At 69.0% G+C, this 10,620-nt stretch carries 9 protein-coding genes; 2 read left to right on the top strand and 7 right to left on the bottom strand.

From position 1 onward, the window contains the following. Window positions 1-67 precede the first annotated feature (67 nt). The 6 genes from ABD210_RS17745 to ABD210_RS17720 all read right to left on the bottom strand — a co-directional run bounded on the left by ABD210_RS17745 (window position 68) and on the right by ABD210_RS17720 (window position 6,661). Window positions 68-1,492: an acyl-CoA carboxylase subunit beta gene (locus tag ABD210_RS17745; protein ID WP_344112692.1), complete on the bottom strand. Its 1,425-nt coding sequence runs from the start codon at window positions 1,490-1,492 to the stop codon at window positions 68-70. A gap of 14 nt (window positions 1,493-1,506) precedes the next feature. Then, entirely contained in the window at window positions 1,507-2,742 is a 1,236-nt protein-coding gene (locus tag ABD210_RS17740) for a beta-ketoacyl-[acyl-carrier-protein] synthase family protein (protein ID WP_344112691.1), read from the bottom strand. A 123-nt stretch (window positions 2,743-2,865) separates the two neighbouring features. Further along, window positions 2,866-3,114, bottom strand: a complete 249-nt coding sequence (locus tag ABD210_RS17735; RefSeq protein ID WP_012920191.1) for an acyl carrier protein — start codon at window positions 3,112-3,114, stop codon at window positions 2,866-2,868. A gap of 74 nt (window positions 3,115-3,188) precedes the next feature. Next, entirely contained in the window at window positions 3,189-4,187 is a 999-nt protein-coding gene (locus ABD210_RS17730; protein ID WP_344112689.1) for a beta-ketoacyl-ACP synthase III, read from the bottom strand. Then, on the bottom strand, window positions 4,187-5,377 hold the full coding sequence (locus ABD210_RS17725; RefSeq protein WP_344112688.1) for an acyltransferase domain-containing protein: 1,191 nt from the start codon (window positions 5,375-5,377) through the stop codon (window positions 4,187-4,189). The genes ABD210_RS17730 and ABD210_RS17725 overlap by 1 nt, the downstream gene beginning before the upstream one ends. A gap of 78 nt (window positions 5,378-5,455) precedes the next feature. Continuing rightward, a complete protein-coding gene (locus ABD210_RS17720) occupies window positions 5,456-6,661 on the bottom strand; it encodes a PucR family transcriptional regulator (RefSeq protein ID WP_344112687.1) in 1,206 nt (401 codons plus the stop codon). Window positions 6,662-6,763: 102 nt separating this feature from the next. Here ABD210_RS17720 and ABD210_RS17715 point away from each other — a divergent pair, with 102 nt between their 5' ends. Both ABD210_RS17715 and ABD210_RS17710 read left to right on the top strand, forming a co-directional pair. Then, window positions 6,764-7,807 (top strand): PHP domain-containing protein, encoded by a 1,044-nt coding sequence (locus tag ABD210_RS17715; RefSeq protein ID WP_344112686.1) that lies wholly within the window; start codon window positions 6,764-6,766, stop codon window positions 7,805-7,807. Then, window positions 7,804-8,814: a pirin family protein gene (locus ABD210_RS17710; protein ID WP_344112684.1), complete on the top strand. Its 1,011-nt coding sequence runs from the start codon at window positions 7,804-7,806 to the stop codon at window positions 8,812-8,814. The genes ABD210_RS17715 and ABD210_RS17710 overlap by 4 nt, the downstream gene beginning before the upstream one ends. A 180-nt stretch (window positions 8,815-8,994) precedes the next feature. On the opposite strand, the gene ABD210_RS17705 is transcribed toward ABD210_RS17710, so the two are convergent. Next, window positions 8,995-10,461, bottom strand: a complete 1,467-nt coding sequence (locus ABD210_RS17705) for a peptide MFS transporter (RefSeq protein WP_344112682.1) — start codon at window positions 10,459-10,461, stop codon at window positions 8,995-8,997. Window positions 10,462-10,620 lie beyond the last annotated feature (159 nt).

Here is a 10,620-nt window from a genome sequence, read left to right as displayed (position 1 = left end):
CCGCACCAATCCTTGCGTCCGAAAAGCCGTAGGGCAGGCCCCTCGCTTCTTCGGACGCAAGCGTTGGTTAGAGGGGGATGTTGCCGTGGCGGCCGCGGGTTCGGCCGGCTGACTCGGCGGTGGCGATCGCGGCGGCCAGGGCTGAGCGGGTGACGCTCGGCTCGACGATCTCGTCCACCACGCCGATCTGGCGGGCGCGCTCGATACCGCCGGCGATCTTCTCGTGCTCGACTGCCAACTCCGCCTCGACCTGCGCGCGCAGCTCCGGCGCCACCTCGGCGAGCTTGCGCCGGTGCAGAACCCGGATCGCAGCGACCGCGCCCATCACCGCCACCTCGGCCCGCGGCCACGCGAACACCCGGGTGGCTCCCAGGGATCGCGCGTTCATCGCGATGTAGGCGCCGCCGTAGGTCTTGCGCGTCACCAGGGTGACTCGCGGCACGACCGATTCAGCGAAGGCATGCAGCAACTTGGCGCCCCGTCGTACGACGCCGTCCCATTCCTGGCCGACACCCGGCAGATAGCCGGGGACGTCGACCAGCACGACCATCGGTACGCCGAACGCGTCGCAGGTCCGGACGAAGCGGGCTGCCTTCTCCGCGCTCAGCGCATCGAGGCAGCCGCCGAGCCGCAGCGGGTTGTTCGCGATCACGCCGACGGTCCGGCCACCGAGCCGGCCGAGCGTGGTGACGATGTTCGGCGCCCATCGCTGGTGCAGCTCGACGCCGGATTCCTCGTCGAGCACCCCGCCAACCAGCGGATGGACGTCGTACGCGCGCTTCGCCGACTCCGGCAACAGCCCGGACAGATCGGTGTCCGGCACGTCCTTGGAGACCTCGCCCTGGTTCGCGAGCAGGTCGGCCAGCTGGCGCGCCTTCTCGATCGCGGCGGCCTCGGAGTCGGTGGTGATGTGGACGACGCCGGAGCGCCGGCCGTGCGGCTCGGGACCACCGAGGCGCAGCATGTCGACGTCCTCGCCGGTGACCGAGCGGACCACGTCCGGGCCGGTCACGAAGATGCGGCCCTCCGGACCGAGGACGACGATGTCGGTCAGGGCCGGACCGTACGCCGCTCCGCCCGCGGCCGGGCCGAGCACGACCGAGATCTGCGGGATCTTGCCCGACGCCTGGGTCATCTCGTAGAAGATCTTGCCGACCGCGTGCAGGCTGAGCACACCCTCGGCCAGCCGGGCGCCGCCGGAGTGCCACAGACCGATGATCGGCAGCTCCTCCTGGCGGGCGACCTGGTAGGCCTTCACCACGACCTCGCAGCCCTCGTCACCCATCGCGCCACCCATCACGGTGGCGTCCGAGCAGAACGCGACCACCGGTGCGCCCGCGATGGTGCCGCGGGCCGCCAGCATGCCGGACTGGTTGTCCGGGGTGATCAGCTCGAGGCTGTCCGGGTCGAGCAGGTGGGTGAGCCGGGTGACCGGGTTGCGGGGATCCTGTTCGCGCGGCAGCTTGGCCGGTTTGACGGGGGCAGTGGTCATGGGGTTCTCCCGGATCAGACTGACTTGAAGGCAAGGGCGACGTTGTGGCCGCCGAAGCCGAAGGAGTTGTTCAGCGCCGCGATGTCCCCGTCGCTCAGCTTGCGCTGTTCGGTCGCGATGTCCAGCTCGACCCCGTCGTCGACCTTGTCCAGGTTGATGGTCGGCGGTACGACCCGGTGGTGCAGGGCGAGCACGGTGGCGATCGACTCGACCGCACCGGCCGCACCCAGCAGGTGGCCGATCATCGACTTCGGCGCGGTGGCGATGGCGTGGTCGGCCGCCTTGCCGAGCGCCTTGCGGATCGCGACCGACTCGGCGACGTCGCCGACCGGGGTGGAGGTGGCGTGCGCGTTGATGTGCACGATGTCGCCGGTGGCGAGGTCACCCTCGCGCAGAGCCTGCTTCATGGCGCGCTCGGCACCCGAACCGGTCGGGTCGGGCTGCACGATGTCGTGGCCGTCGGCGGTGATGCCGGCGCCCGCGAACTCGGCGTAGATCTTGGCGCCGCGGGCGACCGCGTGCTCGTAGCTCTCGAGCACCAGTACGCCGGCGCCCTCACCAAGCAGGAAGCCGTCGCGGTCCACGTCCCAGGGCCGCGAAGCGCGCTCGGGGTCGTCGTTGCGCTTGCTCAGCGCCATCATCTGACCGAACGCGGCCAGCGGCAGCCCGGCGATCGAACCCTCCGATCCACCGGCCACCACGATGTCCGCGCGGCCGAGCCGGATCTGGTCGGCGGCCAGTGAGATGGCCTCGTTGCTGGAGGCGCAGGCCGAGACCGGGGTCTGGACACCGGCCAGGGCACCGAGCTCGAGGCCGACGTTGGCGGCGGCCGAGTTCGGCATCAGCATCGGGATCGCCAGCGGTGAGACGCGGCGCGGGCTGCTCTTCAGGGCGTCGTAGTTGGCCAGGGTGGTGAGCAGGCCGCCGATCCCGGTGGCGATGGCGACACCGAGACGGGTCTTGTCGAGCTCGACGTCGGCCAGACCGGAGTCCGCCCAGGCCTCGCGCGCGGCGACGATCGCGAACTGCGCGTTGCGGTCGAGCCGGCGGGCCTTGACCCGCTCGATGATCTCGGTGGGTTCGACAGCGGCCGGAGCGGCGATCTTGACCGGCAGCTCCTCGACCCAGTCCGCGGTCAGCAGCTTCGCGCCGGACTTGCCGGCCAGCAGTGCCTCCCAGGTGGTGGCGACGTCGCCCCCGACCGGGGTCGTCGCTCCGAGCCCGGTGATGACGACTCGGGTCTTCGACATGGTTACCTCATCCTTCGGCGTGAGATCGGCGGGAAAACTGGACTGGAGCTGGAGCCTGCTGGAGCCGCTCACCGGGCGTCGCCGCCCGGTGAGCCGTGCCAGCACGAACACAGAGGGGCTGGGTCAGCCGTTCTGCGCGCGCTCGATGAACGCCACGGCGTCACCGACGGTCTTCAGGTTCTTGACCTCGTCGTCCGGAATCTTGACGCTGAACTTCTCCTCGGCGGCCACCACGACCTCGACCATGGAGAGCGAGTCGACATCGAGGTCGTCGGTGAAGGACTTGTCCAGCTGGACGTCCTCGACCGGGATGCCCGCGATCTCGTTGACGATCTCGGCGAGGCTTGAACGGATCTCTTCGGTGCTGGCCATCTGTTCGTTTCCCTTTCGGATTCTGTGTGTATTGCCGCCGGGCCGGCCACCTGATGAGCCGTCCCGGACATCTATTAGGGGAGCCGGATCACCTGGGCGGCGAAGACCAGGCCCGCGCCGAAGCCGATGATGAGGGCCAGGTCGCCGCTCCTGGCCTCGCCGCTCTCGCGCATCGCGGTGATCGCCAGCGGGATCGACGCGGCGGACGTGTTGCCCTGCCGCTCGATGTCGCGCGCGACCTTCACGGCCTCCGGCAGTTTCAGCGCCCGGCGCATCGCGTCGGTGATCCGCATGTTCGCCTGGTGCGGCACGAACAGGTCCAGGTCCTCGGCCTTCACGCCGGCCACGTCCAGGGCCTGCTGCGCGGTCTTGGCCATCTCGAACGAGGCCCACCGGAACACCGGGTTGCCGTCCATCCGCAGGTGCGGCCAGTTGGAGCTGCCGGCCGCCTCCTGCCAGGACTCCTTCTGGCTGATCACGTAGTGCTGGGTGCCGTCGGAACCCCACACCACCGGGCCGATCCCGGTCTGGTCGGACGGGCCGACCACGGCAGCCCCCGCGCCGTCGGCGAAGATGAACGCCGTACCGCGGTCGGTCCGGTCGGTGATGTCGCTGAGTCGCTCGACCCCGATCACCAGCACGTACTTCGCGCTACCGCCGCGGATCATGTCGTTGGCCATCGAGATGCCGTAGCAGAACCCGGCGCAGGCCGCGGAGATGTCGAAGGCCGCAGCGGTCGGGGCTCCGACGGCGACGGCGAGCTGGGTCGCGATCGCGGGGGTCTGGTAGAGGTGGGTGACGGTCGCGACGATGACGCAGCCGATCTGCGCCGGATCGATGCCGGAGTCCACCAACGCATCCTTGGCGGCGTTGGTCGACATCATCAGCACGGTCTCGTCCGGCTCGGCCCAGCGCCGCTCCTTGATGCCCGAGCGCGTCTGGATCCACTCGTCGCTGGAGTCGATGTGCTCGAGGATCTCCGAGTTCGGCACCACCCGGCGCGGACGGTACGCACCAAGGCCCAGTACTGCGGCGTGTGCGGCGCCGGTGGATTCGTTCAGCAGGCCGGTCATCAGCTCACCGCGCTCGGGTGCAGCCGGACCAGCGGCTGGCCGGGGGCGACCGGGTCGCCTTCCTCCACCAGCCACTCGACCACGATGCCGCCGTGCGGAGCGCGGACCTCGAGCTCGTCGCGCAGGCTCTTCACGGTCGCGACCACTTCACCGGCCTCGACGGTGTCGCCTGCCTCGCGCGGCACCTGGGCCTCGCGGGTGAAGGTGCCCTTCATCGGGGAGACCAGCAGTCGCCAGGTCGGCGAGGCGTTGATCTCCGACGGGCTGCCGTGCTTGTCCACGAACGCGCGGGCGTCGTCCAGCTGGTCCGGCGTCTTCAGGGCGAAGGTCTCGACACCCTTGAGGGCACGCTTGGCGATGCCGGTGAGGGTGCCGGCCGGCGTCATCTCCAGGATGCCGGTCACCTGCAGGTCGGCCATCGTCTGCATGCACAGATCCCAGCGGACCGGGGCGTTGACCTGCTGGACCAGGCGACGCAGTACGTCGCGGCCGTCGTGCACGATCTGGCCGTCGCGGTTGGAGATGAGCCGCGAGCGGGGGTCGTGGGTAGTGATCGACCGGGCGTAGCCGCCGAGGGTCTGAACGGCCGGCTCCATGTGCTTGGTATGGAAGGCGCCCGCGACCGAGAGGGGGACCAGCCGCGCCTTGGCCGGCGGGTCGGCGGCCAGCGCCGCCAACTCCTCGACCGTGCCGGCGGCGACGATCTGGCCGGGCCCGTTGTCGTTGGCGGGGGTCAGGCCGTGCTCGGCGAGCTTGGCCAGCACCTCGTCGCGATCTCCGCCGAGCACCGCGGTCATCGAGGTCGCCGTCTGGGCGGCGGCCGAGGCCATCGCCTTGCCGCGCTCGCGGACCAGGACCATCGCCTGCTCGGCGCTGATGACGCCGGCGCCGACGGCCGCGGCGATCTCACCGACACTGTGGCCGGCCATGGCGCCCATCTTGTCGAACGCGTCGCCGGGGTGCGGGAACACCGCCAGCGCGGCCAGCATGCTGGACGCGACCAGCAGCGGCTGCGCGATCGCGGTGTCGCGAATCGTGTCCGCGTCCGCCTTCGTGCCGTAGTGGGCGAGGTCGAGCCCGGCCACGGCGGAGAGCCAGTGCAGCCGGTTCTCGAAGACTGGGTCCTCCAGCCAAGGCTCGAGGAAACCTGGGGACTGAGCGCCCTGTCCGGGCGCGACGATGACGAGCACGTGACAACTCTCCCTGAGCCGAGCCGTTCGCGGGCCACAATGCGACACGAATTCTACCCGGCCGACTTTGTGGAGATCCTACAAAACGTACGACCCTGGTTCCGGGTTGAGCAGGCGACCGAGGGTCAGTGCGACACGCAATGTGAAACTGTCGCGGGGGTTCGCCGGCGAGTAGCCCGTGATCTCGCCCACACGCTTCAAGCGATACCGGACGGTATTGGGGTGGATGAACATCGCGCGGGCCGTCGCCTCGATCGAACCGCCGGAGTCCAGGTACGTCGAAACGGTGTCAAGGAGGACGCCGTCGCCCATTGTGAGCGGGCCATAGACGTCTGAGGCCAGTTGGCGACGGGCGTGACCGTCGCCCGAGAGAGACCTCTCCGGCAGTAGTTCGTCGGCTTGGACCGGTCTCGGCGCTGCCGGCCAGGCGGGTGCCGCGCGGAGCCCGGCGACGGCCGCACGAGCCGAGGTGACCGCGGACATCAGGTCCGGAACCACTGGGCCGATGACGATCGGGCCGGGTCCGAAGAAACCGGCCAGGTTTTGTACGATCTCGACAGGTTTACTCGTACCACCGAGTACTATCACCAGCCGATCACCCTGCATCGCGCACAGAGCGTCACACCCCGCCTCGCGGGCCGCGTGCCGGACAGCGTCCGCCACGTTCGCACTCCCGGCCTCGGCAGAGGGGGCCCTGCCCACGACCACGGTGACGTCGGCCGACCCCGTAGTACCGGCTCCGCTCCAGCCCAGCGCGGAAGCGCGGGAACGGACGGATTCGTCGGCCTCGCCGCGGATCACCGAGTCCACTACAAGTGCTTCCAGGCGGGCGTCCCACGCGCCGCGCATCTCGGCGGCCTGGGCGTAGACAGTGGCCGCGGCGAAAGCGACCTCGCGGGCGTAGCGCTGCATCGCCTCGCGCACCACCGGTACGTCGTCCTCGGGCAGCAGGTCACCGATCGTGTTCTCGATCATCTCGATCGTTGTCCGGACCAGATCGACCGTCTGATGCAGCGAGATCACCCGGGTGAACTCGCGTGGCGCCGAACCGAACATCCGGGTCGGCATCGACGAGTGCGTCTCGGGGTCGCGGAACCAGTCGACGAACGCGGTGATGCCGGACTGCGCGACCAGCCCGATCCAGGACCGGTCCTGAGCAGACAGCTTGCCGAACCACGGCAACTTCTCCTCCATCGCCGCGGTGGCAGCCGTCGCCAGCGCCCCGGTCGCGTTCTGCAACCGCTCAGCCCGCGCCTCGTGCTCCTTCACCCCGGTCTCCGCCACAGCCCGACCATAACCGGCAATTCCCGTACTCCCGACCACTCACCTGCCCAGCCGGCATCAAGGCTGCGGCGGATGGTCGGTGTGGCAGGTCATGATTGGGGGATGAGTGACAAGGCGGGCGTCGCGGACGCGGTCGAGGCGTTGCGGGCGATCGGGTATTACCTGGAGCGCGACCGGCAGCCCACCCACCGGGTGAAGGCGTACCGGCGGGCGGCCGACACGATCGAGGCGTTGCCCGCCGCCGAGGTTCGTGCTCGTAGGCGGGCCGGGACGTTGACCGAGTTGCCGGGGATCGGGCCGAAGACCGAGGCCGTGATCCTGGAGGCAATGGACGGCGCGACCCCGTCGTATCTGGTCAAGCTCGAGGAGGCCGCAGGCTCCCTCACCGAAGCCGGTACTACGTTGCGGTCCGAACTGAAGGCGGATCTTCATCTGCACTCCGAGTGGTCCGACGGCGGCAGTCCGATCGAGGAGATGGCCCGGACCGCGGCTCGGCTCGGACACAGATACATGGCGCTGACGGATCACTCGCCCCGGCTGACGGTTGCCAACGGGCTGTCCCGGGAGCGTCGGCTGCAGCAGATTGAGGTCGTCGCCGAGCTGAACAAGAAGCTGGCCGACGAGCTGGACGGGTTCACGATCCTGAACGGGATCGAGGTGGACATCCTGGACGACGGTTCGCTCGACTGCGACACCGAGATCCTGGCCCGGCTGGACCTTGTCGTGGCGAGCGTTCACTCCAAGCTGCGGATGGGGTCTGAGCCGATGACCGAGCGGATGGTCCGGGCGATCGCGAACCCCCATGTCGACGTGCTCGGGCACTGCACCGGCCGGCTGATCACCGGCGGCCGGGGGACGCGGCCGGAGTCGGAGTTCGATGCGGAGGTGGTGTTCGAGGCCTGCCGGCAGTTCGGGACGGCGGTGGAGATCAACTCGCGGCCCGAGCGGCTGGATCCGCCGAAGCGGCTGCTGTCGATGGCCGTCGAGTCCGGCTGCGTCTTCTCGATCGATACCGATGCGCACGCGCCGGGCCAGCTCGACTGGCAGGTCTACGGTTGTGAGCGGGCCGAGGAATGCGGTGTGACCACCGATCGGGTGATCAACACCAGGGACTCGGACGAACTTCTGGAGTGGGCGGCGTCATGAGCGATCTGGAGAAGGATCCGGCCGAGCTGGTCAGCGAGGGGTCGCGGGCCGAGGGACCGGTGCTGGAACTGCTGGAGCCGCGGAAGGTGGTGCTGGGGCGGACGACCACGGTGCGGCGGTTGCTGCCGAACAAGAACCGGCGGATGGTCGGCGCGTGGTGCTTCGTCGATCACTACGGGCCGGAGGACCTGACCGCGCGGGTCGACTCGTACGACGTACCGGGGGACCAGGGCATGCTCGTGCCGCCTCACCCGCACACGAGTCTGCAGACGGTGAGCTGGTTGTTCGAGGGCGAGATCGAGCATCGCGACAGCGCGGGGTCACACGCGATGGTCCGGCCGGATGAGCTCAACATCATGACCGCGGGCAACGGCATCGCGCACTCAGAGGTCTCGCTGCCGAGCGCGCCCCCGACCCTGCACGGCGCTCAGCTGTGGGTCGCGCTGCCAGATTCGGTCCGCACCACCGTGACGCCGGCCTTCAACGCCTACGCGGACCTGCCCGTGCTCACCCTCGACGGCGGCAAGGCGATCGTCATGATCGGAACGGTCGGAGGAGTCACCTCGCCCGCCCCGGCGTACACGGCGCTGGTCGGTGCCGACGTCGCAGTCGAGCCAGGGCGGACTATCACCTTGCCACTCCTGCCGGGCTTCGAGTACGCCGTACTGGTGGTGGACGGGACTCTTCAGGTCGGCGAGCTGGCTCCTGGCTTCGGGGAGATGGCATACCTCGGCACGGGTCGCTCCGAGCTCGAGTTCGCGGCCGCCGACCAGGGAGCGCGCTTCCTGCTGCTGGGCGGAGAACCGTTCGAGGAGCGACTGGTGATGTGGTGGAACTTCATCGGCCGCTCGCACGAAGAGGTGGTTGCCGCCCGCAATGACTGGATGACCGCGATCGAAGCCGGCGGCAACGACCGATTCCCGATGGTGGTCGGCTACGAAGGCGATCCGTTGCCGGCGCCCACCCTTCCCGCCACCCAGCTGAAACCCCGCGGGCGGTCTCGCTAGGTGCTCAGCGGCAGCACCGCGATCTGTAGCCGGCGGGGCGCCCGATGCATCCCTCGGGAGAGCGGACCTCCAGCACTCACAATGAGAATGCATGGCCCGGCAAACAGCCCGGCTCACGCTCGGCGGACCTGCTCAACGTGAGGAGAAGCGGGCTTGGTGAGTGGGGGACGTCCGCGGTTGTCAGGAGCGGGCGTGGGCGTGGCGGCGGATCCAGGGGGAGAGGAAGTAGAGGATGACGGCGAAGGCGATGGTGACGATGGCGAGGCCGCCGAAGTACGCCGTGTCGGAGGCGCCTTCAGTCGCCTGCACCAGTTGAGCGGTGATCGCCTGACCGGCAGCCGGTGCCAGGAACCACAGAGCCATCATCTGGCTGGTGAACGCCCTCGGCGCGAGCACCGTGGTTGCGGCCAGGCCGACTGGGGAGAGGAACAGTTCGCCCAGGGTCTGGACGAGGTAGACCACGACCAACCAGAGCGGCGAGGCGAGGGCGTTGCCGGCGACCGACGACCCCAGCGCCATCACGGCGAAGGACAGGCCCGCCAGCAGTAGGCCGGTGGCGAACTTCTGGCCGATGCTGACCCGATCGCCGAGCTTGATCCAGATCACCGCGAAGACGGGCGCCAGCAGGATGATGGCGAAGGGGTTGATCGACTGGAAGAACTCGGGCGTGATCGAGATGCCGAGCACGCTCAGCTCGGTCCGGTCCGCGGCGAACGTGGTCAGCGTCGTGGCAGCCTGCTCGAACACCATGAAGAACAACATCGCCGCGATGAACAACGGGATGTACGCCCGCACCCGCTGGCGTTCCTCGGGCGTGACGAGCGGACTGCGCAGCAGCATGGTGAAGTAGGCGATCGGCGCGAGGAAGCACAGGTACGAGATCGCGTCGACCACGGGTTTCGGCCCGAGGCCGCCGGACCGCCAGGCGGAGTACGTGAAAATGATCGCGAGCAGCGCGACGACCGCGACGGCGATCCTGACCATCGTCGGGCGGTCCTCGGCCGTCAGCGGGTTCGGCGGGGTGTCGCCGCGGCCTTCCAGGGTGCGCCGGCCGAGCACATAGGCGACCAGGGCCAGCGTCATGCCGACCGCGGCCGCGGCGAAGGCGACATGGAATCCGAAGTGGCTACGCAGGAAACCGACCACGAAGGGCGCCGCGAAGGAGCCGAGGTTGATCCCCATGTAGAAGATCGAGAACGCGGAGTCGCGGCGGCTGTCGTCCTTGTCGTAGAGGGTGCCGACCATGGTGGATACGTTCGGCTTCAGCAGGCCGGTGCCGAGGGCAACCAGCGCGATGCCGAGATAGGCCAGCCCCTCGGCCGGCAGGGCCAGGCAGAGGTGCCCTGACACGATCACGACCCCGCCGTACAGCACCGTCCTGCGGGCACCGAACACGCGGTCGGCGAACCAGCCGCCGAGCACCGACAGCAAGTAGACCGAGGCGCCGTAGATCGACACGACCGCTTCGCCGAGTGACTGCCCGAGCCCGAGCCCGTGCGCCTTGTCGGTCAGGTACAGCAGCAGGATCGCGCGCATCCCGTAGTAGCTGAACCGCTCCCACAGTTCAGTGGTGAACAGCGTCATCAACCCGCGCGGATGCCCGAAGAAGCTCTTCTCCTCGGCAGCGGACTGTTGCGTTACGGACACGATCGACTACTCCCAGTACATAGACAACCAACCTTGTCGACGTTAGTTGGTTGCGAACCCCAACCACGACTGAGGGTGGTCCATCACACAGGTGAGCCGCCCCACGCCTCGCCGCTGGGTCAGGGGACAAGCGAAGGGGCACCGCCGAGTGATGATCGG

This window comes from Kribbella alba (assembly GCF_039529635.1).
GTDB classification, from domain to species: domain Bacteria; phylum Actinomycetota; class Actinomycetes; order Propionibacteriales; family Kribbellaceae; genus Kribbella; species Kribbella alba.
This window is presented reverse-complemented; position numbering and strand designations above follow the sequence as displayed.